The 25,705-nt window shown below is 66.6% G+C and carries 15 protein-coding genes and 1 tRNA gene; 9 read left to right on the top strand and 7 right to left on the bottom strand.

Annotated elements, in window-relative coordinates:
* Positions 1-34: 34 nt before the first annotated feature.
* Positions 35-184 (bottom strand): hypothetical protein, encoded by a 150-nt coding sequence (locus CLV78_RS23760; RefSeq protein WP_158263394.1) that lies wholly within the window; start codon positions 182-184, stop codon positions 35-37.
* Between CLV78_RS23760 and CLV78_RS01135 the strand changes: the two genes are divergently transcribed.
* Positions 183-1,274, top strand: a complete 1,092-nt coding sequence (locus CLV78_RS01135; protein WP_106202937.1) for an AI-2E family transporter — start codon at positions 183-185, stop codon at positions 1,272-1,274. The genes CLV78_RS23760 and CLV78_RS01135 overlap by 2 nt on opposite strands.
* Positions 1,275-1,579: 305 nt before the next feature.
* On the opposite strand, the gene CLV78_RS01125 is transcribed toward CLV78_RS01135, so the two are convergent.
* Positions 1,580-1,654 (bottom strand) — tRNA-Val (locus CLV78_RS01125).
* Positions 1,655-2,184: 530 nt separating this feature from the next.
* On the opposite strand from CLV78_RS01125, the gene CLV78_RS01120 reads away from it, so the two are divergent.
* From CLV78_RS01120 to CLV78_RS01085, 8 genes are all read left to right on the top strand, one after another.
* Positions 2,185-2,961, top strand: coding sequence for a hypothetical protein (locus tag CLV78_RS01120; protein ID WP_106202935.1), 777 nt, complete (start codon positions 2,185-2,187; stop codon positions 2,959-2,961).
* Positions 2,962-3,443: 482 nt separating this feature from the next.
* On the top strand, positions 3,444-5,237 hold the full coding sequence (gene ggt / locus CLV78_RS01115) for a gamma-glutamyltransferase (RefSeq protein WP_106202934.1): 1,794 nt from the start codon (positions 3,444-3,446) through the stop codon (positions 5,235-5,237).
* Between the two features lie 320 nt (positions 5,238-5,557).
* Positions 5,558-5,893, top strand: a complete 336-nt coding sequence (locus CLV78_RS24885; protein ID WP_146136639.1) for a helix-turn-helix domain-containing protein — start codon at positions 5,558-5,560, stop codon at positions 5,891-5,893.
* 273 nt (positions 5,894-6,166) lie between these two features.
* Complete coding sequence (locus CLV78_RS01105) at positions 6,167-7,786, top strand: S8 family peptidase (protein ID WP_106202932.1); 1,620 nt, start codon at positions 6,167-6,169, stop codon at positions 7,784-7,786.
* Positions 7,787-7,802: 16 nt separating this feature from the next.
* Positions 7,803-9,668, top strand: coding sequence for a trypsin-like serine peptidase (locus tag CLV78_RS01100; protein ID WP_158263392.1), 1,866 nt, complete (start codon positions 7,803-7,805; stop codon positions 9,666-9,668).
* The gene (locus CLV78_RS01095) at positions 9,665-12,844 is read left to right on the top strand and encodes an ATP-binding protein (protein ID WP_106202930.1); all 3,180 of its coding nucleotides are present in this window, start codon (positions 9,665-9,667) and stop codon (positions 12,842-12,844) included. The genes CLV78_RS01100 and CLV78_RS01095 overlap by 4 nt, the downstream gene beginning before the upstream one ends.
* Before the next feature lie 65 nt (positions 12,845-12,909).
* Positions 12,910-13,134, top strand: coding sequence for a hypothetical protein (locus CLV78_RS01090; protein ID WP_106202929.1), 225 nt, complete (start codon positions 12,910-12,912; stop codon positions 13,132-13,134).
* A 13-nt stretch (positions 13,135-13,147) separates the two neighbouring features.
* On the top strand, positions 13,148-15,172 hold the full coding sequence (locus CLV78_RS01085) for a DNA/RNA non-specific endonuclease (protein WP_158263391.1): 2,025 nt from the start codon (positions 13,148-13,150) through the stop codon (positions 15,170-15,172).
* 108 nt (positions 15,173-15,280) lie between these two features.
* Here the strand turns inward: CLV78_RS01085 and CLV78_RS01080 are convergent, their stop codons facing one another.
* The 5 genes from CLV78_RS01080 to CLV78_RS01060 form a co-directional block, all read right to left on the bottom strand.
* Complete coding sequence (locus CLV78_RS01080; RefSeq protein WP_106202927.1) at positions 15,281-15,676, bottom strand: DUF3307 domain-containing protein; 396 nt, start codon at positions 15,674-15,676, stop codon at positions 15,281-15,283.
* Complete coding sequence (locus tag CLV78_RS01075; RefSeq protein ID WP_106202926.1) at positions 15,673-17,880, bottom strand: SulP family inorganic anion transporter; 2,208 nt, start codon at positions 17,878-17,880, stop codon at positions 15,673-15,675. Before CLV78_RS01075 ends, CLV78_RS01080 begins: the two co-directional genes overlap by 4 nt.
* Positions 17,881-17,901: 21 nt before the next feature.
* A complete protein-coding gene (locus tag CLV78_RS01070) occupies positions 17,902-21,012 on the bottom strand; it encodes an ATP-binding protein (RefSeq protein WP_106202925.1) in 3,111 nt (1,036 codons plus the stop codon).
* The gene (locus CLV78_RS01065; RefSeq protein ID WP_146136614.1) at positions 21,009-23,975 is read right to left on the bottom strand and encodes an NAD(P)-binding protein; all 2,967 of its coding nucleotides are present in this window, start codon (positions 23,973-23,975) and stop codon (positions 21,009-21,011) included. Before CLV78_RS01065 ends, CLV78_RS01070 begins: the two co-directional genes overlap by 4 nt.
* A gap of 481 nt (positions 23,976-24,456) precedes the next feature.
* The gene (locus CLV78_RS01060; protein WP_281261128.1) at positions 24,457-25,401 is read right to left on the bottom strand and encodes an NAD(P)-dependent oxidoreductase; all 945 of its coding nucleotides are present in this window, start codon (positions 25,399-25,401) and stop codon (positions 24,457-24,459) included.
* Positions 25,402-25,705: the final 304 nt, after the last annotated feature.

The raw sequence follows: 25,705 nt of genomic DNA, 5'->3' as shown, positions 1-25,705 counted from the left end.
CACGGTGACCGGATCGACCGGGTTCCCATGTCATTCACCTTGCGCCGGCAATCGGCACCTGCCGGCGTTTTGTCAGGCCGGGACAGACGGCACGGGACATTCGGCTGGAATGGCCACGCCACGACGCCTTCTGCTTGCAAATGGCATCGACACGGGCGACACCGAGCACAAAAGGAAGTTTCATGTCCCTGTCCGCCCCTTCACAAGTGAAGATCTGGAGCGCCGTGGCCGCGGCGCTCTTTACGCTGTTGTGGTTCCTCGGGGACGTGATCCTGCCGTTCGTGCTCGGAGCTGCCATCGCCTACCTGCTGGACCCGGTGGCGGACTGGTTCGAGGCCAAGGGGCTGTCCCGCGTTCTCGGCGTCACGATCATCACGGTGCTGGGTATCTTTGTCTTCGTCTTGTCGATCCTGCTGATCATCCCGACCCTGATCGAGCAGACCCACGCGCTTTTCGTCGCGATCCCGAACCTTGCCAGCAACCTTCAGGAGTTCCTGACCCGGCGCTTCCCGTCCCTGGGGGATTCGGAATCCACCATCCGGCAGTCGCTGGCCTCCATCGGCTCAATGGTTTCTTCCAAGGGCGCACAGCTTCTGGAGGGGGCACTGACCTCTGTCTCCGGATTCGTCAACTTGTTGATGTTGCTTGTGATTGTCCCGGTCGTGGCCTTCTACCTTCTGCTCGACTGGGACCGGATGGTCGCCCGCATCGACGACCTGCTGCCACGCGACCACGCCCCGACGATCCGCAAGATCGCCGCCGATGTCGACGCCACGCTCGCCGGTTTCATCCGCGGGCAGGCCATGGTTTGCTTCCTACTTGGAACCTACTACAGCTTCGGGCTGCTGTTCGCCGGGCTCGACTTTGGTGTCGTCGTCGGCGCCTTCGCCGGAGCGCTGACCTTCATTCCCTACATCGGCTCGCTTGTGGGCGGAACGCTGGCCATCGGGTTGGCGCTGTTCCAGTTCTGGGGCGACTGGACGATGATCGCGATCATTGCCGGGATCTTCTTCTCCGGCCAGATGATCGAAGGCAACGTTCTGACACCGAAGATGGTCGGCAGTTCAGTGGGCTTGCACCCGGTGTGGCTGCTGCTCGCATTGTCTGTCTTCGGTTCGCTCTTCGGCTTTGTCGGCATGCTGGTCGCCGTCCCCGTGGCGGCCGTGATCGGCGTTTTCGTTCGCTTCGCCATCGGAGAGTACAAGTCCGGACGCCTCTACAAGGGCGGAGTGGGCGATGCGGACGCCCCCTCCGGCAAAGCGCCAGAGGGCTGAGGCGCCGCCCCGAAGACAGGATCCCGCCGACCTACCCACCGGTCCGGAAGACCTGGCCGGCGACACGGCCAGGCATGCAATCCGCCACACCGATCTCCAAGACCTGTCGGACAGTTTCGCAGGGTTTGGAACGCACCGATTCCGGGCCGTTCAGCGGCACCAGTATGATCTGGCGCAATCACATTGCTGATGCGGGGGCACCCAAGCTGACGAGCGTCTTCAGGAACGAGATGCCAGCAGGTGCATCGTTTGCAAACCCAAAGCGCGCATAACACTCGGGTCTATCAGGGCACTCCGGGAAAAGATGGTGGGTGATGAGGGATTTGAACCCCCGACATCTTCGATGTGAACGAAGCGCTCTACCACTGAGCTAATCACCCGGTGACGCGCCTATTACCGATCCGGACGGGACACCGCAAGGGGGTTTTGCCGCCCTCAGCAATATTGGCCGCGGGCGTGCAAAGGGCGCGCGGTGCGGTCTGTACCAGCAGCGGGAATGCGCTCAGCGCTGCGCCTTGTGCCGGTCCTGCGCAAACGGCCCGGAACAGAGATCTGCGACATCTCGATACGCTCCGTTTGGCATGCAGGGCTCACGCATACCGCACGCCGTGCTACGAAGGCTCCTTTGGGGTGCGTCGACAGGCGATGCGCGGGGTGAGCGCGGCAATCCGGTCCTCGTCGCGACCCGCGCAATGCATTGACTGCACTATCGTACTTTCCCCTACACGCTGACGTCCTGTGCGTGGCAAGCGAGGTGTGAACTGTGCAACCGCTCGCTTCTGCCTCAGTAGTGCTTCCACACCTCTCTGTGGAAGGGCGCAAGTGCCGCGACGGCAGGCCGGACAACGGTGGACGATGTGTGCTTTCGAGCCAGGTTCGAGCAGACCGGCAATCGACTTCGGAGCCCGCCATGAGCGACACCACTATCCAGATTTCAGAGGACTTCTGGAACATCCGCGGCAGTTTCAAGGTGGGCGGTGTGCTGGACCTGGGGACACATGCCTCTCTGGTCCGACGCGCCGACGGCGGATTCGTGCTGCTTGATTCCTGGACGCTCACCCCGACACAGAAGGCGGAGGTCCATGCGCTGACGGACGGCGGCCGGGCGGTGGACGCGATCATCAACCTGCACCCATTCCACACCCTGCATTGCGAGGCCATGCACCACGACTTTCCCAATGCGAAACTCTACGGAACGGAGCGCCACCGGGCCGTGTGGCCCGCCCTGCCCTGGGAACCGGAACTGAGCGAGGGGCCGGAAGTGCCGGAGATCTTCGGCACCGATCTCGCGTTCTCGGTTCCCGAAGGCGTCGACTTCGTTTCCGCGAACGAAAAGGTGCACTTCGCCTCGGTCCTCGCCTATCACCCGGAATCCGGCACAATTCACGTGGACGACACGCTGACATTCATCCGGCCACCCGCATTGATGCGACGCCTCGGAATCGGCGAACGAATCTCCTTCCATCCGACACTTGGAAAGGCGCTGAAACCGGGCGGCGCGGCGGCGTTTCGCGACTGGGCAAGAGGAGTGGCCGACAGGTGGGGCACGGCGCGCACGCTCTGTGCCGCCCATGTCTCGCATGCCTACACCCCAGGTCCGGACGCGCCCACGGTGGCCATGCGCATCCTCGCCGCCCTCGAAAAGGTCGAACCGGTGCTGGCGGCCCACGAAGGTGCGAAGGCCTGAGCAACGGTCGGCACTGCCAGGCACGCGCCGGGTCGGTCAGACCCGGCGCCTGTCCACCCAAAGCGGCGGCTGGGGATATGGCCGCGAAAGCACGCGGTCGATGCGTTCAACGTCAAAGTCGAGTGTGCGCAGAAAGACTCGGCCTGTCGGGCGGAGAGCACAGTCGGGAAAAGCAGATGCGCCAATCGGGAATGGAAGGACCCGCCGGGGTTTTCGGGCAGGAACGTCTTTCAGGCCACGGACGGGGGGATTGCCGTCGAGGGTAGCGACCGGTACCGGCAGTGCTTTCTGCACCGTCCATACCTGCCGTTTCAGACCAAGAGTTGCGTCACGTCGGGACTTCTCACTTCCGAGATGCGCCCGCTGAGGCAATCGTCCGGTCCAGGGGCGCGAGGGGGAGATCGGCACATTCCTCTTCGGCGAGAACGGGCACTGGTGTAGCCTGTCCCGGTTCCCCCGTTTTCAGACAAAAGGAGTTTCCGATGACCCGATGGATCGCACCGGCATTTCTGTGCTTGCTCTGCGCCGTGCCCGCCGGGGCGCAGGACGCCGCCGACAGCGTTGCCCCCGAAGCTGCCACGCGCCTGCCTGCCGCCTTCGAAGGCCTCTCGCCCGAGGCCGAGGCGGCCTTTCGCGTGAAGTCGGACAACAAGTCCGTCAAGGCAGAAGAGTGGATGGTTGCCGCCGCCAACCCGCTCGCCGTGCAGGCCGGGGCGAAGGTCCTTGGCGACGGCGGTTCGGCGGCGGATGCGATGGTTGCAGTGCAGGCAGTGCTGGGGCTGGTTGAACCGCAATCCTCCGGTCTCGGCGGCGGCGCCTTCCTCGTCTGGTACGACGGCGAAACCGGCGAACTCACAACCCTCGATGCCCGCGAAACCGCGCCGCTGGGCGCCACGCCACGGCTGTTTCAGGACGCCGGCGGCGAGCCGCTGAAGTTCTGGGATGCCGTGGTCGGCGGGCTGTCCGTCGGCACGCCGGGCACGCCGAAACTGCTGGAGGAGGCGCATCGGCGCTGGGGCCGCGCCAACTGGACCGGGCTCTTCAGCGAAGCAATCGAGCTTGCGGAAACGGGTTTCCGTGTCTCCCCCCGCCTCGCCGAGCTTGTTGATGGCGATCAGGAACGGTTGCAGAGCGCACCCGCCACCGCGGCCTATTTCATGCCGGGTGGGCAGCCGATCCGCGCGGGAGACAGGCTTCGGAACCCCGACTACGCGGCCACGCTGCGCGCGATCGCCGCCGAGGGGTCGGGCGCCTTTTACGCCGGGGAGATCGCGCGCGATATCGTCACCACGGTGCGCGAAGCCGCCACGCCGGGGGAACTTTCCGCCGTGGATCTGGCGCTCTACAAGGTCATCGAACGGCCGGCGGTCTGCGCCGACTACCGGGATTTCGACATCTGCGGCATGGGGCCGCCGTCCTCGGGCGGGCTGACGGTGGGGCAGATCCTCGGGCTTCTCGAAGGGTTTGACCTGGCCGGCATGGGCCCCGACTCGCCCAATGCCTGGCGGCTGATCGGCGATGCCTCCCGGCTCGCCTTCGCGGATCGTGGACGCTACATGGCCGACAGCGATTTCGTGCCCGTTCCCGCCGAAGGGCTGCTCGCCCCGGATTACCTCGCCAGCCGCGCCGCACTGCTCAAGCGCGGCAAAGCCCTGCCCGAGGTCGAACCGGGAGCGCCGGAATGGGACCATGCACAGCTCTGGGCCGACGACGAGAGCATCGAGTTCCCCTCCACCTCCCACATCTCCATCATTGACGCCTATGGGAACGCGCTGTCCATGACCACGACGATCGAGAACGGCTTTGGCTCGCGCCTCATGGTGCGGGGGTTCCTGCTCAACAACGAGCTGACCGACTTCTCCTTCAAGAGCCACGCCGACGGCGTTCCGATCGCAAACCGTGTCGCGCCGGGGAAGCGCCCACGTTCTTCCATGGCGCCGACCATCGTGCTGCGCGACGGACGGCCCCGGCTGGTCATCGGCTCTCCCGGGGGCAGCCGGATCATCGGCTACGTGGCGCAGGCCATCATCGCGCATCTTGACTGGAAGATGGGCGTGCAGCCGGCCCTCGCCATGCCGCATCTCGTCAACCGTTTCGGCACCTACGACATCGAGGAAGGGACCGAGGCAGAGGGCCTGGCGACGCGGCTGGACGAAATGGGGTTCAAGACGAACCTGCGCGCGCTGAACTCCGGTCTGCATGCCATCGCGGTGCGCCCGACCGGGTTGGCAGGAGGCGCCGACCCGCGTCGCGAGGGCATCGCAATAGGGAAGTGATCGACCGGATCTCGGCCGGGTAGCCGTTGTGTACATGACGGTGTCCCCGTCCTCCGGAAACACTGCCCTAGGAAGTGCGTTCCGTTTCCGAGTGCTGGCTGGCCGCGGTGGTTGGCCATCTGCCCGCCCGCTTCGGTCTCGTCCGCGAAACCGGCAGCGGGCGCCTGCCCCACTTCCGCGGGGCGCGCGCGCGCCCGCGTCGCTCCCGAACCGTAAGCGGTCAACACCGTGCCCACCTTGGCGATCAGGGGATATGCGTTGCGAACGCCCCGGCAAGCAAACGGAGCGGGCCGCACCCTGAGGGGTGACGTCTCGGTCGGCTGTTCATCCGAGGTGGGGCCAGACAACAAACGTCAGACTCACGCCGAAGACCCGGAAGGCTGAGCACACCGCATCAGAATGCCGGTCACACGGTCTGCAATGGGGACCAGATCGGTGCGGGGCGGAGCGTTGCCGAGGTGGCTGCTGCCTTCGGCGTATCGGTGCAAACCGTCCGCAGATGGATGGCACGGGTCAAGCCGGGTGGCGCCTGGCGCTTGTCGATCGCGCAAGCGCGCCTGTGCGCCGCCCGGGCCGCCTGCAGGATCGTGTCGTGGCGGCGCATCTTGATGCGCCGTAGCCTGCGCCTGTGCGGCCCGACTGCCCTGGCCCCATAGCCACGCGCCGATGTCACGAGCCAAGAGATGTGCCTTTCTGCATACCCGCCTGCTTCGCGATGTTTGAGAATTCCTCGAAAGTGAGGTAGGCTTGATGCATCTCTTTTTGCGCGACAGCAACATTTTACGACAGGTATTTCATGTCCAGTCCGGTCCGTCCCTTCAACTGGCCGACACCGCCCCGCCCGCTGACGGGGCCCTCCCTGCCGTCCGGCCTGTCCGCATCCCACGCTTTGCCCCACGACCACGCAACGCCGCAGCCGGGAGGATTTGATGGCACAGGTTGAATACGACGCCCTCGACAAGGGCTCCGTACCGACGGGAACCGACCCGCTGTCGATCGAACTTGTCTACGAAGCCCCCCTGCCCCAGTCCACGGTCGAGGCACGGCTGCGCGCGGCATTGCCGGGGGCGGTGGCGACGGTCGCGGCCGCCTTCACGCCGGAGGGCGACCGGTATCATTTCGTCGATTTCCCCGACATCGCCCCGAAAGGCCAGGAGCGCGAGATCTTTGACTTCGCCCGAAGCCTGCGCAGTGCGATGGAGGCGCAGGAGGCCAACGCCGTGCTGCCCGACAGCCTCTATGGGGCAGATCATGTCGGTGCCGTGGGCGACAGGGAAAGCCTGTTCAGCCTGTGCGAGACGCCGCGCGACAACTCGCTGGCCTTCGGCTGGCACCATCCGCGCATCAACACCCCCGCTGCCTGGACCCACGGGCAGGGCGCCGGCGCCGTGGTGGCCGTGATCGACACCGGCTACAGCGATCACAACGAACTGTCCGGCGTGATCACCACCCAGGGCGAGGTGAACCTTGTCGAGGGGGGCAATGATGCCCGGGACCGCTTCTCGACCGGGTTCATGAAGCACCCCGGCCACGGAACGCTCGTCTGCTCCGTCATCGCGTCGCGCGGGACGGTGAACGGCGCCGGGCACACTGGCGGGCCGGGCGCGGTCACGGGCACGGCGCCCGCGGCCAAGGTGATGCCGATCCGCGCCATCAAATCGGTGGTCGACGCAACGCAGCGGCGCATCCACACCGCCATCGTCCATGCCGCCAACAACGGTGCCGACGTGATCTCCATGGCGCTTGGCGGACCGACCCGCGTCGCCAGCACCGAAGCCGCCCTGCGCGCCGCCGTGCGCGCGGGCTGCGTCATCACCTGCGCGGCTGGAAACTGCTGGCCAAGGGTGGTCTTTCCAGCGGCCTACGCGCAATTCGGCATCTGCACCGCCGTCGCGGCGCTTCGGCCCGACCTGCGCCCTTGGGCAAAGACCGGGCGCGGCCCGGAAGTGACCTTTTCGGCCTATGGCGAACAGGTTTGGGGCGCGGCGAAGAACCGGGCCTCCGACCCGGGCAACGGCATCCGCGCCAGTCAGGGCACGACGCTGGCGACGTCCATGACCGCGGGTGTTGCCGCGCTCTGGGTCGCGCGCCACGGCGGCCGCGGGGCCTTGCTGGCCGAGGCGCGGGCCCGCAACACGACCGTGCAGGCGATGTGGGTGCATTGCGCCACCGCCGCCATGACCCCGCCATCCGCCTGGGGTGGGTCGACCTCCCTGGGCGCCGGTGTGCTCGACGCCGAAGCCGCGCTGGACGCGTCCTTGCCACCGGCGACGGAAGGGGTTGGCGACCCCGCCGACAGTACCGAGCCGACGCTCAATATCCTGCAAGCGCATCTTGCCGGTGTCGACGAGGCCGCGGTGAACGAACTGGACCCCGGCATGGCCGACTACGCGCAGGAGATGCTGTGGATGAGCTATCGCAGCGGCGCCCGCGCCCGCGCATTGGAGGGCCTCGCGGAGGAAGCCATTCTGCCGGGCGACGCCCCGAGCGATGGCCTCGCCGGTCGCCTCTCCGGCAAGCCGGCGCTGCGCGCGGCGCTCGGGCTCTGAGGTCGGGAGCCACGGTATGCTGTTGACCGTCGCCAGATTGAGACCCGCCGTCGAGGGCCACGCCGCCCTCGTCGACCGGGCGCTTGCGGCGCTGTTCACCAATCCCGACCTGCCGATGAACCTCGACGGCCTGACCGAGCTCGCCGGCCCGGACGACGATGTGACGGATCTCCTGCTGGCGATCCTGAACGAGGCCGGGGTGAAGAACGACTTCGTTTCCTTCCTGCGGGCCCGTGGCGTCGATCTGAAGCCCCCTGCAAGCCTTGCAGAGATCTGGGACGCCATCGTCGCCCATGTCGCCACCCAAACGCTCGGTGCGCCGGAAGATGCGGACTTCGACTTCGACGCGCTGGCCCGTTTCGCCGCCCGCGCCAAGGCTTTCCGCTGCCGGATCAAGGTCGCCGGCCACGTCGCGGGATCGGGCGCCTTTGTCAGCCCGCGCATGGTGCTGACAGCCGAACACGTGATTGCCCCTTTCACCGATGTCGTGAAGGATCACGACACACGGGGCGAGGCCGTCGATCCCGCTGACCTGCCCCGGGTCACGATCCTGGATTCAAACGGGCAGGAACACCTTGCAAATGTCGCCTGGTGGCTGCCTGTGCACCCCGAGGAACATGCCGGGCGCCCCCCTCCCGCCGATGCGGGGCAGACCCATTGCGACGTGGCGCTGCTCAAGGTGGTGAAACCGGTGGGCCGGATCCATGGCTGCATCCCCTTGCCCGACCCGCCCATCGCCTGGACCGGCACCCGGCGTTTTGCGCTGGTGCACTATCCCGACGGCGCCGCGCGCGGCTTCTGCCCTGGGGTGGTGCGGCGCAGAGGTGGCGGCGAGTTGCGGCTCTTGCACAACGTGGACACCGAGGGCGGCTCCTCGGGCGGCGCGGGGTTCGACCGCGACTTCGGTTTCCTCGGGCTGCACCAGGGTCGCGTGGACCAGCTGCGCCAGTTGGTGCCGTTCGAACTCTATGCCGGCGACACCGCCTTCCGCAGTGTCCTCGGCGGCGATCTGGCACCGAAATACCTCTGGTCGCTTGACGGGGACATCGACGGCCAGCTCGTGATCGGACGGGCGAATTTCTTCCTCGGGCTGGGCGAAATCCTCGAACATCCCGAGGGAAAGCTGCGCGGGCTGTGGGTCCGGCGATTGCCGGGGGAGCGGACGACCGGGCTGAGTTTCAGTTTCGACATCCTGCGCGCCTTCCTGGCGCTGCAAGAGGACCCTGCCCGCCCGACACCACGCCATGTCTGTCACCAGATCCCGACGGCGATGGGCCAGACCGAAATGATCGATCCGATCGCACGGGCGCTGCTGGGCGAGGATGCCGCGGACGCGGCCCGCCCCGGCGTGCGTGCCGGGGAGACCAGCAAGGTGGCCGAGGAACGCGACCGCGCGGAACGGCTTGTCCGGGCGCTCGACACGGCGGCGGCTGAGGCCGGGCAGATCCACTGGTTCTTTTTTGAACCGCCCCCGGACGAGGGCCAACTGGCCGAAACCGCGCTGATCCAGATCGAACACCTCGTGGACTGGATCACCTTGCAGAAGAACCTGCGCATCGTGCTGGCGGGGTTCGAGGAGTACAAGTTCGCACCGCTGCTGTTCCAGCGGATCGAGGATGCGGCCCCCGCGCGACGCCCCGGGCTGTTGTCGGATCCGGTGGGCACGTTCACCCGCGAAGACGTTCTTGTCACGCTCAAGGGCGCGCTGGCCGACCTGACCCCGACCGCCGATATCGACCAACCGATCCTGGAGGACCTCACCGACCAGGTGGTCCATGGCCTGCAGGAAGCTCGCCCCGGCGCCTATCGCCGCGACGCCCTTGCGACGGCGGTCGACCGGGTGCGCGAACGGGTGAAGCTGCGGATGGGAGACGGCGCATGAAGATGTCCGACGAGTTCCGCGACCTGCGCGACCGCCTGTTCCGCAACGCCGCCCTGCGTGGGGCATTCGATCCGCGCGAAGTCCTGGCCGAGGTGCTGCCCGGCGGCGCGGCCGACAACGTCCTGTTGCGCGGGCACCTGATGTCGGCCCTGAGGGAAGCCTGCGTGGACCTGGCGCGGACGGGAAAGGCGGGCGGCCTGCCCGAGGGTGAGGGTTGGCTCATGCGGCCGGTGCCGCGTCGTAAGGCGCTCGCGGGTTTCACCCCCGGAGCGGATGCGCCGCAGGGCGAGATCCTGGAGGCGCTGAGCGGCGAAGGCGACTTTGCCGATACGGCGCTTGAGGCGATCGTCATGGACCCGCCGGACATCGAGACGCTTGAGCATACTGTGCGCACGCTTGAACGCGCCGGCCCCACTGCACCGGGTCATGGCAAGCTGATGGCGCTTGGCGCCACGCTCAACCGGCTGCGCAAACGCGCCCTCACCGACGAGATCCTCGGCCCAGGCTTCGTCGGCCGCGACGCGGAGATCGCCAAGGTGAAGGCCGTGCTCGACGATCCACAGACCGACGCCCCGCTGGCGACGCTCCACATCGAGGGCATGCCCGGCATCGGCAAGACCTACCTGCTGGAGGAAATCGTCCGCATGTGCCGGGAGCGGGACGACATCGTCACCGTGCGGCTGGATTTCGACCGCTCCTCGCTGCGCACCGGCGCGACCGAGGCGATCTTCGACGAGACCTCCCGCCAGATCGGCGATGCCTTGCCCGAACATGCCGCCGAACTGCGCAGGATGCGCTATGATTTCGCCACCCGGCAGACAGAGATCGGCGCCGCCGGCAGTGAGATGCGGGTGCCCTACGAGATGCTGAGCGCCATGGTCGCGATGCTGGAATCCGGTGGGCACCGGCTGCTTTTCCAACTCGACACGATGGAGGTGCTACAGGGCCATGGCGCGACCTTCGTGGATCGGCTGATGGAGGATCTCGACCGTTTCGCCGAAGCCGGGCGCGTCGGGGTCAGTGTCATCTCGGCCGGGCGCGGGCCGATCTTCCGCGACGGTCACAAGCGGCTGCGCGACCTCATCGGGCTGCGCGCATTGGATGCGGAGATCACGCAGGCGATCCTGCGCAAGAAGGGCCTGCCGGAGGACCTCTGGCCCCGGATCATCCAGCTTTCCAACGGCAATCCCTTACGCGTGATTCTCGTGGCCCGGGCCGTGCAGGAAGCCGAGGGGCTTGGCGACGACGAGATACGAGATGTCGACAATGCCTTCCTCTACCGCGCCATCCTGTCCCGCGTGCCGGCCGACATCCGGGAGATCGCCGCCGAAGGACTTATCCTGCCTCGGCTCGACGTCGAGGCGCTGGTACGGATCGTCGGCCCCGCGCTTGGCGTCGACATCGACGCGGAGCGTGCCCGCGATCTGCTGGAGGTGCTGCGGGGGCAGGATTGGCTGGTCCACGGATCGGTGGCGGACGGGCTTTCCCATCGGGAGACCGCCCGGGAGGAGATCCTGGAGCTGACCTATCGCGAGCGGGCCGAGAGTTGCGCGGCGATCAACGCCCGCGCGGCCGACCATTATGCCGAAAGCGATCCCGCCCGCGCGCTCTATCATCGGCTGCAACTGACCCGCGACGGCCGCGAGATGCCGCCGATCGATCCCGCCGTTGCCCAGCGGATGGCCGAAGACCTCATCGAGGAACTGCCAGAACCGGCGCTCGACGCGGTCCTGCAAGCCCGCGGTGAACGCTCGCGCGGGGCACGCTCCACGGTGGACACGGAAGAGGACACCGCACCTGCCCACACGTCCACCGCCCGGCGCAAACGGCGCAGGAAGACGGCCTACTGGATTGCGGCCAACCCGGAAAGTGCGGTGGGAGAGCTGCTTCTGGTCGAGCCCGCGCCGGGCACCGATGCGCCGTCTGACCGCGACATCGAGGATTTGCGGGTGTTGCTGGAGAGCGGCGACAGACGGGAGGCCTCCGCTCTTCTTCGCAGCCGGTTCACCCGGCCCTTCGCAGCCGAGGGGGAGGCCGGGCTGCTGGCATTTGCCCACCAATGGCGCAGCGGGCAATGGTCCATGGCGGGCATCCTGCTTGAGCTGCTGAGCGAGCACACGCTGCGCGCCGCGCTGGCCCTGGATTCCCACCTGACCGGCCGGATGCTGCTGGAGGCCTGGGCCGAGTTCCGTACCGATGCGCTCGCCGAGCGATTGGCCGAAGACGAAGTATTTCTGGCCACGGCGCAAGAGGCACATGCCGCGACCGGGCGTGTCGGCTTGCAGGGCGGCGCGCTCGACTTCGTGCTGATGGCGGTGGCGGGCCCGGAGGCGCTCTCGGTTCCCGATGCGCTTGGCGTCGCCGCGCCCTTCATGCCCAACGCCCCGCAGTCGACGACGGTCGACATGCAGAACCGGGCCGAGGCACAACGCAATGAATTCGGACTGTTTTTCGCCCTTGGCCAGTCCGGATCCAAGGGCCTCGCGCAGGCCGATGCCGCGCTCGCCATTGCCCCGGTCAATCCCTACGCAGAGCCAATCCGCGCCCTGATCTCGGAGTTGGAGGCCAGCGGCAAGGCCAAGGTCCTTCAGGACCTCGCCGATCTGCGGCCGGTGATCGGAGAGCTGGCCGAACACCTCGCCCCCGAAGTCGGCGGCATCGGCGAGGCGCTGGAGAAGGTCAACGACCGGCCGACGGATATCCTCGAAGTCCTGATTGCCCTCGGTCTCCTTTCCGAATGGGCACGGGGATACACGTTCTACCACCCGATCCCGGAACTGCCGACACTGGCCGTTGCCGCCGAGCGCTGGCAGCAGACGGCCGCGGGGCTCTGGCGCTACGGAGACCGGCAGCCCGCAGATTGGATCCCGGAACGCGCGTTCGATGCCCAGGCGGAGACACGGGCCTGGCGGCTGCTGAACGGTCCCGAGCCTGAACGCACAGCCTTGCGGGCGCTGCGGATCTGGGCCGGGCCGGAGGACGAACCGACCGCCCCTGCCCCCGCCATGCTCGGCAAACGTCTTGCCGGACCCTACGGGGAGATTGCCGGGGCCACGAGCCTTCACGAACGGTTGGAGCGTCTGCAAGACATCGGTGTTGCAAGCGTTTTGCAAGGTCCCGTGGCGGCCTTGTCGGAACTGGGCGTTCCGGCGGCAGAGGTTTTTGGACGTGGCTGAGATCGTACAGCACCGCACGTGCCCGGATGCGCCGAAGCCCAGCGGTCCATGTGAAGGAAAGGATGATGCCGGACACCGTGAACCACATTGGAGCGACCGGGTTGCTGGACCGGATCGACCTGCGACCGTTTGTGGGAAATCGCTTCCGGCTGCCGATGCAAGTCTTGCACCCTATGGCGCGCGCGGTCGCCGGACGACACCGCCGCTACGCAACCTTGGCCATGGGACTGCAGCGCGGGGCCAGTGGCGACCGAGCAGATCGGGGGATTTTTTCGGTTTTCTTGAATTGATTGGAGGATGAACATGACCGATGCGGGTGGCCCTCAAGGCCCGAATGACATTGCCAACACCGCGGCTCGGGACGCAGAGAGTGTCCGGCGCCTGGAGCGGATCGCAAACGTAGGCGGGCTGGATCGTGTTCGCGCGACGCTGGACAACGCGCCTCCGGTTCTGGATGAGCTCGGGATCAGTGCCGACGAAGCGCGGGACATGCTGAACACGCCGCTGAACCAACTGGAAGCCGCGGGCGTCCGGCCCACGGTTCTGGAGGCCATCGTGGAGATTGTCGGACGCCCGCCGCTTGTCGTGCGCGGCGGCGTGGTCGAGGGCAAGACGACACTGGGCACCGATTTCCCTGCGGATGTCGACATGCGGATCACGGCCGTCGAGCCGCTGCTGCCCTCCATCGGGCGAATCGAGTTCGTCAATCACGACATGGAATGGGGCGGCACTGGCTGGGTCGTCGGCGAGGAAACCGCGCACCTGCTGATCGCCACCAACCGCCATGTCGCCGGCATCGTCGCGCGGCGCACGTCCTCCGGGGCGGGTGTCTTCATGTTCGCCCCCGGTGCCGCGCGCTACGGGGCCAATATCGACTTCGTCGAGGAGGTCGATGCGGGGCCGGACTCCTCGGCGCTCTTCAAGATCGAGAAGTTCACCTATCTCGCCGACGATGCCGCCGCCGATATCGCCATCGGGCGGATCGCCAAGCCGGGTTCGGACGCGCATGCGCTGCGTGTGCTGGAACTTGACGACGGCAGTGACAAGGAACTGGTGGCCGTCGTCGGCTATCCGGCGCGGGATTCCCTGCGCAACGACCCCACTCACATGGAGGCTTATTTCAAAGGGCTTTATGACGTGAAACGGTTCTCGCCCGGCTTCCTGCGAGAGGCTGGCGGCGCAACGATCCTCGGCCATGATTGCACGACGCTCGGCGGAAATTCCGGCTCGCCGGTGATCTCGCTCGACAGTGGCAAGGTGGTCGGGCTGCACTATGCCGGCCGCTACCAACAGGGCAACTCGGCCGTGCGTGCGGCCACGCTGCAAGCGGTTCTGGACGGGGCGCGGCCCACGGCGGTGCCCGGAACGGAACTGGCCATGCCCGAACGACCGGACGGCGACCATGACGCGGCACATTTCGCGGGACGGGAAGGATATGACCCCGAGTTCCTTCAGGTCGCACCGGTGCCGCTGCCAGTGACCCCGTTGGCCTTCCCGCTCACCGCCCCATCGGATGCCACCGCCGAGCGGCCTTTCGAGCTGCGCTACCAGAACTTCGGCATCCTATACTGCGGCACAAGGAAAACCGCACTGCTGGCGGCCCTGAACCTCGATGGCGCCCGGAGCCGCCCCCAGAAACGTGGCAATGACAAGTGGTACAGCGACGGTCGACTGCCGGAGGCGGTTCAGCTTGGCAAGGCCGACTACGACCATCCCGAAATTGACAGGGGCCACCTGATCCGCCGCGCGGCCACCAACTGGGGTGACAGCGACGAACAGGCGAAACGCTCCAACGACGACAGCTTCCACTACACGGTGGCCGCCCCGCAGCATGCGGCCTTCAACCGCTCCACGGCGCTCTGGCTGGGTCTGGAAAACTACATCCTCGGCAATGCCCGCACCCATGGCTTCAAGGCCTGCGTCTTCACCGGGCCGATCCTGTCGCCGGACGAGGACGAGCCGGAGTTGAAGGACACCGGCGCACCGATCCCGCTCAGGTATTTCAAGGTCGTCACCATGCTGGCCGAGGAAGAGGGCTCGGGCGGCATCCTCCGCCTGCACACAACCGCCTATGTGTTGAGCCAAGTGGCGGCGATACAGCAGATGCTGAACGAACAGGGCCTGCCGGAATCGGCAGAAGGATTTGCCCTTGGCGAATTCAGGACCTTCCAGGTACGCGTCTCCGACCTGGAGGCGATGAGCGGCTACGATTTCGGCCCGTTGCGCGATGCCGATCCGCTGGCGCGCCGGATCGCGGAGACCGACGACGAAAGCCTGATGCCACGCAAGGTGTTCTCGCTGGAAGGCTACGAAAACATCGTGATGTAGCGACGCTTGAGGCCCCGCGAAACGCATTTCGGCAGGAACCGGCCCTGACGGCACGCGTCGCGGCGTCGGCGACACCGAAGCGCAAGCCTCACGCCGAATGGCGCCGGATCAACTCGCAACCGGCGCCAGCACCGCCATGCACAGCAGGGTCATCGCGGCATAGGTCAGGTAGTGCGCCGTTTGGTCGAGGCCGAAGGCACGCCAGTAGGCCTTGCTTTCCGGTCCGGGGGTGCCCGCAAGATCGCCGCGTTTCTTCAGCCAGTCGATGTGGTAGTGGAGCACGGCCTCTGTGGCGGCCAGCGCCAGCGCCCAGCCCACGCCGATCCCAGCCAGCAACAGCACCGGCACCGTCAGCGCCCCATGCACGCCGGCATGGGCCAGCCCTCCCGGCGCGCCATAGCGGCGCTTTCCCTCGATCATCCACAAGGTCTGCCAATGGTAATCGGCAAGGTAGTGCTTGATCGGCAGCAGGAACAACAACACGGCAAGGGTCGGGTCGATCATGACGATGCCTCCCGGAGCAACTCGTTGGTACGGCTGAGCTTGTCGGCCAGCGTCTGCGCGGCGATCCGGTGCCAGACGGTCAGCGCGGCGGGGTTGCTGCGCGCCAGGTCCGCCAACACGTCCGGCCCAAGACGATAAGCCACCGAGGGAGCCTCCGCGATCAGGTCGGCGGTGCGCGGGGTCTGGAGATAGAAGGCGATCTCTCCCAGAACAGCACCGGGGCGGAACGACCGGATCCGGAACGGGGTGCCATCGCTGCGGCGCCCGATGACGGCAATCCGCCCCTTGTCCACAACGAATACGTCGCTTGAGCCGGAACCCATTTCGACAAGGGTGGCGCCCTCGGCGATCTCCAGCCGCTCCATCCGGTCCAGCAGAAAGGCCGCCATCTGCGCGTCGCCGCAGGCTGCAACCAGCGCGGAACGGGCATCGTCACTGTCTTCCGTGATGCCGGCCTCCCGGATCAGCTGCGCCTCTGCGGCCTGCAATGCGGCGTCCGCACTGGCCGCCAGCCGAAGGGCGGTGCCGGCGGCGCCAACGCCCTGCCGTGAAACGGCATTCGCCAGTCGCGACGAAAGCCCGGCAATTGTGATCTCCGCCCCATGTGCGCTGGCGAGGTATTCAAGCTTCTGAAACGTGGCGACGGCAGCGGAATCGATGCCGCTCACGGAGGCACAATCCAGCACCACCTGCCGCACCGGGGGCTGACCCTCCAGCAATGTGCGGACCGGCGCCACCAGCTTGTCGACGGAACCGAAGAACAGGTAGCCCTGCAAGGTCACGGTGGCGACCCGCCCGCTTGCCCGGTCGAGCGCCGCGGTCTCTGCCGGGCCGCGATCCACCGCGGAGCGGCGCACCGACAGGTCGGCCAAACCGCGCACGGTTTCCAGCCGGGCGTAGTTCACGGCGAAAAACAGGCAGCTCAACAGGATACCGACGAGGATCGCGGGCAGTACGCCAAGTATGAGTGTCGCGAGCACGAGCCCGCCAATGATCGCAAGGTCCTGTCGGCTCTGCTGGCGGGCCTCGCCCAGAAACCAGCGATCCAGGATCTCGTACCCGACAAAAAGGAGCAGCCCTGCGGGGACGAAACGGGGCGCCAGTGCGATCACGTCGTGGCGGATCGCGATGCCGCCCACGAGGACCGCACAGGCAACGATGCCACTGACCCGGCTGCGCCCGCCAAGATGCCGTGCAATCAGGGTCGAGGTGGAGGAGACGAAACTCGGCGCGCACCCCAGGACCCCAGTCAGCAGGTTCACCGCGCCGGTCCCGGCAAGCGCCCGCGACGCCCGAACCTCCCGCTTCAGCCCCAGTTCGATGCCGCTGACGTTGAGCAGGTGGCCGAGCAGCCCGATGAAGACGGCGGCCGCCATCAGCGGCAGCGCCTCGCGCAGAACACCAAGGTCCACCTCCGCCCAGAAGGCAAGCCCGGGACCGGTGCCCGCCCCGGCGGCGCTCGGGGGAGGCGAGAGGAGCCCAGCCTCACGCGCGCCCGAAACACCGATGCCAGAGAGGTCGAGGACGAGGAAAAACGCTCCGATCCCGAGCACCAGCGCCACCACACTGCCGAAATCGGGCCGGAGTGCCGCGCCAGTCCGCAACGCGCCGGCGAAGGCCAGCGCAAGGCCGAGGGTGATGGCCCGATCGCCGGTGAGCGCGGCACCCGGTGCGGTGATCGCCTCCACCGGGTTGGGTACGATCATCTTCACGGCGGCCAGGATCATCAGCGCACCGGCAGCGGCAAGGAAGCCCGCAATCACCGGATAGGGCAGAAGCCGCACGAGGCGACCGGCGTCGAACCGCGCCATCAGCGCCATTGCCGCGCCGGTCGCAATGGCACTTCCTCCAAGGATGGCGAAGGCCGTGGAGACATCGGGCGCCACCGCGAGGGCGGGCAGAAGCACCACGAGAGGCGCCGACTGCACCGCTCCGAAAACCGAGTCCCCGTCGCTGAACCCCAGGCCGAGCGCAGTGGCCAGCACGCAACTCCCCACGAAGAGCACCGTGGCCGCGTCGAGCCCGGCAGCCAGGGGTCCGGAAAAGGCCAGCAACGCGAAGGCAAAAGCCCGGCTGAGCAGGTCAAGACCGGTGATCACCCCCGCGGAGACCGCCATCCCGGGTGCACCGCGACGCCCCGCCACCGGGTCCGTCAGGGTCGGACCCGAGGCTTCGACCTCGCGGGACACGGTCGGCGCGGTCATCGGCAGGCGTGCTCCATCGGATCAGATCGGGTCGGTGAAGGCGCGGGCGGCCGTCAGGAAGGCCGGGTGGCGGCTGGCTCCCCTCGGGGAAATGGCCGCAAGGTGTTCCTGCAACCAGGTCTCCGCCGTCTCCCGTCCGGTCCGTGTGGCCATCATCCGGGCCCGCGTACCGGCAATGAGTGCCGACCAGCCAAGCGCGCCCTGCTCCCGGGCGATCGCATCGGCGCGGTCGAGGCACTCCGTCGCGCCGTCGAGATTGCCCGGGTCGGCCAACAGCGAAATCTCTGCACTGAGGCGATGAACCTCGGCGCTGTAGATCAGGTCGGCCCCTTGATCCAGCATGGACAGGGAATCGGATATCGCCTCCTCCGCACCGGCCGGTTTGCCGTTCCTTGCGCGGCAATAGGCCAGCGATGCGAGGTGATACGCACGCCCGAGCCGCAGTCCGATCCCGTCCATTCCGGCAATGGCGGCCTCGAAATCCGCCAGCGCGGCCTGTGGTCCGCTGTTGCGGAGCTTGTCCTGCGCGAGCCAGAGATTCCCGGCGATGACCCAGAATGGCTGTCCCAACTCCCCCGCAAGTGCCGTTGCCGCCTCCAGTTGGGGCCGCGACGGCTCCTCGGAGAGGGCATAGGTAAACGGCGCGTGACTGTAGATGCGGATGTAGGGCTCCAGGAAGGGTTTTTCGAGGAAGGCTTCGTGATCCAGCGCCTCCCGCAGGGCATCCTGCCACCCTTGGTAGTCCCCGGCAATGAAGCGGCCATGCACCTGGAACAGCAGTGACAATTCGAGGCTGTCCTGGGAGTAGAATGCCGCTTGATCGCGGTGGAGGTGCGGAATGTAGAGCGTCCGCACCTTCTTCGCCAGCGCATGCTGTTCCTCCAGACGCCCTTGCGTGCACATGATCAAGGATTGTGCGGAGGCCGCGAGGACTTCAAGCGACGGGTCATCCCGGGCGATCTCCACCATCCTCCGGGTCAGCTCCTCCACTCGTTTCACGTCGTTGCAGACCTGGTAGTGCGCCCAGATGCCCCAGGCGATCTGGAATTCCGCCTCTCCGCGCTCGCCCCGCTCAAGGCAAAGCTCCAGCGCGCGATTGTAGGCCTCCCCGACGCTCGCATCGGAAAAACCACGCTGCTGGACCATGGCCAGGCCGAGGGTGAACTTCACCATCATCTCCAGCCCGTCCCGTTCGGGACCCTCGGGCACATCGGCGAGGCTGCGGTCGGCCCATTCCAACAGGCGCTGCGCCTCTGCCAGTTCGCCCAGCGTCACGGACCGCTGCGCGGCCTGAAGAAGCCGCGGGATGCCGGCAACGACTTGGCCCGCGCCGAGCAGGTGAGTTGCGGCCGTCACGGGGCTGTTTTCCAGCCGCTCCGGCGCCACGGCCTGATAGGCCGCAAGTGCGGTTTCATGCAGCTTTGTCAGCCGGTTGCGTAAGAGTGTCTGCATCACGGCGTCACGGATCAGCGCGTGGTCGAATGACACGGCCCCCTCGCCGCCGGGCACGAACAAGCCCCGCCGGACAAGCCGGGTGATACGTTCGGAGACCTCCGACTGGTCCCGGCCGATCATCGCCGCAAGCACATCCACACGGACCTCCGCTCCGAGCACGGCGGCGGCCTCCACCAGTTCGCGGGCATCGCCGACATGATCGAACCGCTCTACCAGCGCCTCGATCAGTGTCGGGGGAATCGTGTCGGGCCTGCCGGTCCCGGAACTGTCGCGTTCAAGGATCGCCTTGGCGATATGTTCGAGAAACAGCGGCACGCCCTGCGCGCGCTCCACGATTTCGTCGCGCGCCTGCGGGTCGATGGCTCCGTCGGGGTCCAGTTCGTTGAGCAACTCCGCTGCGCTCTCCAGCCGGATACGGTCGAGCGGCATCGGGATCAGCCCTTCGAAGTCCAGTTCGGTGCCCTCCGGTCGCCGGGTGATGAGCGCCAGCAAGGGCAGATCGGAGCATTGCACGCACAGCGCCGCGATCAGTCGGGCACTGTCACGGTCGATCCAGTGCGCATCCTCCACGAAAAGGACTTTTGGCCCTTCGCGGAGCACCGTGTCCAGCAACGCCAACAGCGCGCGGAAGATCAGCTCGGTGCGCACGACCGGCGCTGGCTGGGCTTCTTCCAGATCGCAGAGCAGCGCAAGGCCCGTCTCTCCCCCGTCTGGCGCCCGCTCGTCCAGCAGGACACGCTGCGCAGCCGGCGTCTCGGCCATGTCCAGCCCCGCCAACGACCGCACGAGGGTGCGGAAGGGGGCGAAGGATTGCTCGCCCCGATGCGCCTCGCAGCGCAGCATCAGCACATCGCCTTCGTCAACGCTTTCATTGAGGAAAACCTGCGCCAGCGCGGTCTTTCCATATCCACCGGGCGCCGAGATCTCGACTGCGGCGGCATGCCCTTCCCGGGCCGCACGCCAGAGCGACCGCAACTGGGCGCGTTTCTGGCGTCGACCGACAAAGCTGCGCTGGAGGTCCGACCCTTCGCTCCGGGAGGCCAGCCAGACCTCGACCTGTTTGCCAAAGCCGCGCAGGTTTCGGGCACCGAGTGGGGAGAGCGCGAACTGCGATGCCTCCAGCCGGCGCCCCGTCTCTCCGGAGACGGCCACCTGCCCTGCCTCCGCCGTTTGCTGGAGCCGCGCCGCGAGGTTTACCGTGCCGCCGACGGCCAGTGCCTCCGCCGCGGCCATGCCGGCATGAGCATCGCCCACCACCATCCAGCCCGTCGCCACCCCGGCGCTGGCGGAGACTGCCCCGCCCCCCGGCAGCGCGATGTCGCCGGCCCGGCCAATGATCTCCAGTGCCGCGCCCACTGCCGGGGCGGCGGAGTTCTTCATCGCCTGCGGATAGCCGAAATAGGCCAGCATCCCGTCGCCCATGTACTTGGCGACAAACCCCCCATACTCCGCCGTGACCGCATTGCAGATCGCGTGGTAGCGGGTGATGACCTCGTACATCGCCTCGTTGCCGAGCGTGTCCGTGAGCCGCGTCGAGCCGCCAAGATCGCAGAAGAGCACCGTCATGAAACGCGAGCGCGCCACGCTGCTCAGGGCAACGCGGGCGCCGCAGGAAGAGCAGAAACGGGCCCCGGGAAGGAGCGAGGCACTACACGAAGGGCAGACGGCAACGTTCATCCGGACTCCTTTTCCAGAAGCCGACGAAGGGCCCAGGATTGCAACGGGTTGTTAATGGTCGCGTCAGCCGTAAGGAAAACGCCACCAAAAGGCGAGCCAGTGATGTCAGGTGGGACGATATCGCCCACCGGCAGGCCAAGCGCGGGCGAGGACACCCGGATTTCCATCTTCAGCGGCTGGGCCATCGCCTGCCCGAGCGACAGATCGTAAATCGAATACTGCCATTGCCCGACGCGGTTGCGCGTGACCATAGCCATCTCGTATCCGGGCCGAACCGCGGCAAGGTTGGCGACCGAATGATAGGGAACCTTGGCACCGGTTTCGACGAACTGGCAGGAGATCAGCTCCTCGCCGCTGCGCTCGTCGCGGATGATGTAGCTCGTCAGGTCGGCATGGATCGCCGCACGCGTTTTGGGATAGCCGTAGCCATAGCGGCCGAGCAAGATCGGCGGCAATGCGTCGAGGTAGAGCTGGATCGGGGTCAGCAGCGGCGGCAAGTCCTGCAATGATGGATCCGTGTGCCGGACCCAGGGGACGGCGCAGATGAATTCGCAATAGTTCCAGCCGAAGGGCATCAGGTTGGGCCGCACGTTGCGTTGCCGACCGAACAGCAGGATCACCGGATGCTCCTCGGGGCCGGTGACATCCTGCGCGTCCAGTTCCAGCCCCTCGGGCAGCATTGCCGCGACGGTGGCGCGCGGGAAGGGCAAGGTGACGATGGGTCCAGTGGTCTGCGCCATGCCGTAGACCGCGCTCCACGGCCAGCCGGAGTTCTGCGGCCGGACGGAGCGAAGCGTCGGACGCATCGGCTTGGGGCCATTGGCCGGGTCGTAGGGCACCGGGTCGGGCAGTTCGCCGATGATCTCCACCGGCTTGCCGGCCAGCCCTGCGGCGGCGCGCAAACCTGACATCGTCGCCGCCTCCACGCAGCCGGCATTGATCGCCGTGAAGGTCCAGTCCCCGGCAAGCCACAGATTGGCAAAACCGGAGCGGTCCGCCCGAAGCCGGGCCGACGTGGATCCCGGCACGGAGAGCACGTAGCGTTCCGTGGGCTCGTAGTTGGCGCGGAAATACTGTGTCTCCCACATGCCGCCCGGGCCGGGCGCCTGTTCGGAGATCAGCATCGACTCGTCGAATTTGCCGTCCGTGTCGAACGCGTCGGGCCAGATATCGGCCCCATGTCGCGCCATCCACTGGCGCGACGCTTCACGGACCTGCGCCCGCGCCCGTTCCGGGAAACCGGTGTCGGAAAACGGCGGGATCACCTCCGGATCGGCCAGCGGCCCGCAGAAATAGGCAATGGAGCCGGGTTTCATCGCCTCGGGCCAGTCCTCCGCCGGATCGAGATGGGTCATGTCGGCCCATGTGTTCATGTCGTCGGCATAGGCAGTCAGGATCGAGTTCCCGTTCGGCCAGGCCAGCGTTCCGACGGTCGGCTTCATCCAGAGCTGCATGGCCTGGGTCGCGGCTGTCTCCACCTTCTCCAGCATACGCCGCCACGACGGGCTTGCCGCCGCCAGTTCCGGCGTCAGTGCCGGCAACGCCCCGATGGAGATCCCCAGCACCACCTCGTCGAAATCGACCCCGCGCCGGAGAGTGTGTTGCTCGACCGGCGCCCAGTCGGTCCATGAGGATTCAAGGTTGATCTTCCGGGCCTTCAGTTCCGCACCCTCTTCGAGTTGATCGTACAGGGGCTCAGACGGCCAGCAATCCAGACCCTTGACCGAAACGAACGGCTCGTAGTCGCCCGCCTTTACCGTCGCCTGGCGATCGATCGCGATCGTCTCGATCGCCCGCCCGGCGGCATCGAGCTTCAGCTCCGTCACCTTGTGGAAAAAGCGGAACTTCACCCCCCGCCGCTTCAGCGCGTAGTAGTAGGGTGTGAAGATGGTGTCGCCCATGCCGGCGTTCATCTTGAAGAAGATCGACTTCTTGTAGGTGAAGAAGAGCCGGAAGGACCCGTGCAGGAACGTGCCCGCCGCGATGGCCCGGTGGGACCGGTCGGTCATCCCCTGACGGAACCCGAAGGCATAGTCGTAGACCGCACGCACCAGCGGGCTGTCGACGGTCTCCGGCCGGGCACCATGACGGGCCAGCCACTGGGAGATCTCCTCCCCGTCAATTGAATCGAACCCGTTGAGCATCACTTCGTCGGCAATCATGCCGCGGACCACCGTCCCGCCGAGATCCAGAACCACGCGGGCCTTGTGCAGGTCGTCGTCCAGCGTTTCCGCGCCAAAGGCCTCCGCCCCTGCCGCCCGGATGGCGCGCAGATCGGACTGGACCTGCTGGCCAAGGGCCCGCAGGGCATCGAAGTCCCGCTCGACGAAGCGCGCCGGATCGCCCGGCAGCCCCTTCAGCAACCCCTTCAGCCAATGCAGGGCCGTCTCGCCCAGCGGGGCCTCCTGATCGCCGACACGGGTGCCGACATGCGCGGTGATATGCTGGGGCATGTTGTCCGACGCAGGCGCCACCGTGGCGCCGTGGCGCGACAACAGCTCCGCGAGGTAGCTCACCAGTTCCTCGATATAGTAGGCGGGTGCAAGGTAGACGCCCTTCGATCCCGGCTTCGCGTCGTTTTCGGCAACCTCCATCGGCCAGAAGTCCCAGGCGCGATCCCGTTCATCGCCAAGCGCGATATTGTTGTGCGGAGTGAATGCAGTTTTCCAGTCTGTATAGGTGCGCGTCTCGCCCGCGGCCTTGAGTTCGCCGAGGCAGGCCTTCATCTGCTCGATGGCATTGTCGTAGAAGCCCGACCAAACGTGCAGCCCATGTTCCTCGATCCGCTGGCCGTCGTCCGGACTCCGCCCGCTGGCGCCCTTGCCGCCCAACCGCCAACCCATCTGGTAGATGGTGACGTCGTGGCGGGCACGATCCTCTTCGGTGGCGGTCAGGGCAAAGGCTGCCGTAACCGCTCCAACACCGCCACCGAGAACGGCGACCTTCTTCCTGCTCTCCGTCACGAGCAACTCTCCTGAAATTCCTGGTTAAACACCGATCAACAAAATGAGGCGCGCAGCGGCATCCCGCCGCCCCCCGGGCACACCGGGCGAAAGGTTAGTCGCAAGTCGCTGTGTGACACAAACTTTTTGTTACCCAACGGCAACTCGCAGGCTCGCGAAAGTGCGGCTGCGCCAGACAGGGAGCGGGCAGGTTTTGGAGTATCGATGTCGCTATGACGGGCGTCCGGGCCCATGCGGCGGGCTCCACCTGCACGCAATCCGTGCCGCCGCCATCGCGCAAGTCGGGACAGGCCCCGCCCCTATTGCAGTGTTATCGGACGGGTTCGCCGGAGCCCCTGCTGGGCCGACGCCGGGCTAAACCAGACCGGTAAGCCGACACCGCAAAATGTCCTGCCGGGCGGCCTGCCCCCGCCGTTCCTGTCGCGCCGAAAGCCCCGCCGACGGCCGGACAACGGCCAACAGCGAGGCCATTGCGGCGCCGTCAGTCTTGTTGGCTGGCGGTGATGAAATCCAGAACTTCCGGCACCATCGCATCGCCCTTCCCGGCCTCGGATGCATCCCCGAGCAGGCCCGACGTAACAGGGGCGAGCGTTGAACCCGCCTTCAGATCCTCCGTCATCCGCAGGAAATACCCCAGGTCCTTCTTCGCGTTGTCGATGGTGAAGGCGAGTTCGATCTCGCCATCGGTCGCGTAGGCCTTGATGAAATCCATCATGCCGGAGCGCAGCGGACCGGCGGACATCACGTCATAGAGCACCTGGCGCGGGATTCCCGCCTTGTCGGCGGTGGCAAAGGCCTCGGACATGGCGCAGGCCGTTGTCATGGCAAAGAAGTTGTTGATCAGCTTGATCGTATGTCCGGTGCCGAGCGCGCCGAGGTGAAAGACGTTCTCGCCCAAGTCGTCCAGAACCGGCTTCACCGTGTCGAAGGCCGCCTTGTCCCCGGAACACATGATGTTCAGCAAGCCGTCGATTGCGTGGGCCGGTGTGCGGCCCAGCGGTGCGTCGAGGTAGGAGGCACCCTTCGCCGCGATATCCGCACCGACCTTAAGCGTCGATGCCGGGATGGAGGTGCCGAAATCGATCACCACCGTGCCCGGGCGCAGACCGGCAAGAAGCCCGTCCTCGGTATAGACACGGCTTTCCACGTTGTCGGAGGTGGCCATGCAGAACATTACGATGTCGGACGCGGCGGCCAGATCGGCCGTCGACGTCACCTCTCGCGCGCCGCGTTCGACGGCTGCGTCCACCGCATCGCGCGATCGGTTGGCGATCACGACAAGCGGGTAGCCGGCTTTCTGAAGGCATTCGACCATGGCCGCACCCATCAGGCCGAGACCGATAAATCCGATGGTTGGCTTGCTCATCCTTGTCTCCCTGTCATTCTTTGAGCGCCCGGGCGCCGGTTCCCCCGGGTTCTGACCCAAGCCCGGCACACAGTCCAGCGGCTTCGCCCCCGGGCCGCCTGACACGCGCCGCCAACCCGCCGGCGACCACCTTCCGAGCGGCAGAAACACACCTTATCGTCAAAGTGCGAAATCACCGCCCGGCCCGTTCAAACGCTCGATCTCCTCCGAAAACGCCCCCATACTGCGCGAATGAAGCCTTTGGCGCCGCAACTTGCTGAATCGCGATACCGGGAATGCGTTTGGCGCTTGGTGCGCGTTTTTACCACTCCCATGCGCCTTTCTATTCGGGTCGGAAAAGAGCAGAAGTGGCCGTGCAAAAGAA

The sequence above is a fragment of the Aliiruegeria haliotis genome (genome assembly GCF_003003255.1).
Classification (GTDB): domain Bacteria; phylum Pseudomonadota; class Alphaproteobacteria; order Rhodobacterales; family Rhodobacteraceae; genus Tropicimonas; species Tropicimonas haliotis.
The sequence above is the reverse complement of the archived record's forward strand: the minus strand, read 5'-3'. Positions and strand labels throughout refer to the sequence as shown.

Bases quoted from the DNA above. Each gene is read 5' to 3' on its own strand.
- CLV78_RS01070 (WP_106202925.1), bottom strand. From the start codon at position 21,012: ATGAACGTTGCCGTCTGCCCTTCGTGTAGTGCCTCGCTCCTTCCCGGG.
- CLV78_RS01085 (WP_158263391.1), top strand. From the start codon at position 13,148: ATGACCGATGCGGGTGGCCCTCAAGGCCCGAATGACATTGCCAACACC.
- CLV78_RS01120 (WP_106202935.1), top strand. From the start codon at position 2,185: ATGAGCGACACCACTATCCAGATTTCAGAGGACTTCTGGAACATCCGC.
- CLV78_RS01135 (WP_106202937.1), top strand. From the start codon at position 183: ATGTCCCTGTCCGCCCCTTCACAAGTGAAGATCTGGAGCGCCGTGGCC.
- CLV78_RS01075 (WP_106202926.1), bottom strand. From the start codon at position 17,880: ATGACCGCGCCGACCGTGTCCCGCGAGGTCGAAGCCTCGGGTCCGACC.
- CLV78_RS01080 (WP_106202927.1), bottom strand. From the start codon at position 15,676: ATGATCGACCCGACCCTTGCCGTGTTGTTGTTCCTGCTGCCGATCAAG.
- ggt (WP_106202934.1), top strand. From the start codon at position 3,444: ATGACCCGATGGATCGCACCGGCATTTCTGTGCTTGCTCTGCGCCGTG.
- CLV78_RS01100 (WP_158263392.1), top strand. From the start codon at position 7,803: ATGCTGTTGACCGTCGCCAGATTGAGACCCGCCGTCGAGGGCCACGCC.
- CLV78_RS23760 (WP_158263394.1), bottom strand. From the start codon at position 184: ATGAAACTTCCTTTTGTGCTCGGTGTCGCCCGTGTCGATGCCATTTGC.
- CLV78_RS01090 (WP_106202929.1), top strand. From the start codon at position 12,910: ATGCCGGACACCGTGAACCACATTGGAGCGACCGGGTTGCTGGACCGG.
- CLV78_RS01105 (WP_106202932.1), top strand. From the start codon at position 6,167: ATGGCACAGGTTGAATACGACGCCCTCGACAAGGGCTCCGTACCGACG.
- CLV78_RS01095 (WP_106202930.1), top strand. From the start codon at position 9,665: ATGAAGATGTCCGACGAGTTCCGCGACCTGCGCGACCGCCTGTTCCGC.